Consider the following 954-nt stretch of genomic DNA (forward strand, 5'->3'; position numbering starts at 1 on the left):
CCGTCAGTGTCAAAGTTCCAGTGTTGTCCTTTTGCAGGATCTCGAAGTTCACAACCTGTGTACCGTCGAAGGTCTGGGTTGTCGCCGTGTCAACAACAACCGTATCGCCGGTTGCGGTGTTAGAGCCGCCGTCAATCAGGCCGGTCAGACCCGACAGATCCGCACCATCCTGAAGGGTGAACGTGTCGTCACCATCCAGCATGTCGAAGCTTCCGGCACCGGTCAGGGTGCCCGCGACATCGAACGTGTCATCGCCTGGAGCAAAGGTGAAGTCACCTGCCAGATCCAGCGTCGCGCCCGATGCGACCGTCGCCGCATTCACATCAGAGATCGCCGCCCCGGCGGCCACATCCAGCGTGCCCGCATTGACATTGACCGTGGAGAAATCCGATGTGCCCGGCCCGGTGATGTTCAGCGTCCCCACCCCTGTCTTGGTGAGCGTCTCAAAGTTGACCGCCTGCATCAGCGTGCCCGAGGTTGCGATATTGGCATTGAGCGTGTCCGTTCCGGCACCGCCATCAACAAGCGCACTGACATTCGCACCTTCCTGGAAGGTGAACGTGTCATCACCGTCCAGCATGTCGATCGTTGATGCACCGGTGACCGTGCCTGCAACCATGAGGGTATCGGCCCCGGTGGTAAAACTGATCGGACCATCCACGTTCAGCGTGGCGCCTGCCAGTACAGACGCCACGCTGATCCCGCTGATAGAACCGCTCACATCCACAGTGCCCGCATTGACATTGACTGTATCAAACATCGATGTCGCGGGCCCGGTGATGTTCAGCGTCCCCATCCCCGTTTTCAGCAGGGTCTCAAAGCCCGTCACCGCACCAACACTGGCCACGCCGTTGATATCGGTATTGAAGGTGTCCGTGCCAACGCCGCCATCGACTGTGCCGGTCACCACCGTGCCATCACGGATGGTGAACATGTCATCGCCCGTCCCCAGGG

1 pseudogene is annotated in these 954 nt (G+C 60.0%); it reads right to left on the bottom strand.

The features are described 5' to 3' along the window. Positions 1-934, bottom strand: a pseudogene (locus ACR0K5_RS25110) (hypothetical protein); the annotation flags it as partial. Positions 935-954: the final 20 nt, after the last annotated feature.

The sequence above is a fragment of the Ruegeria sp. AB9 genome, from assembly GCF_056542585.1.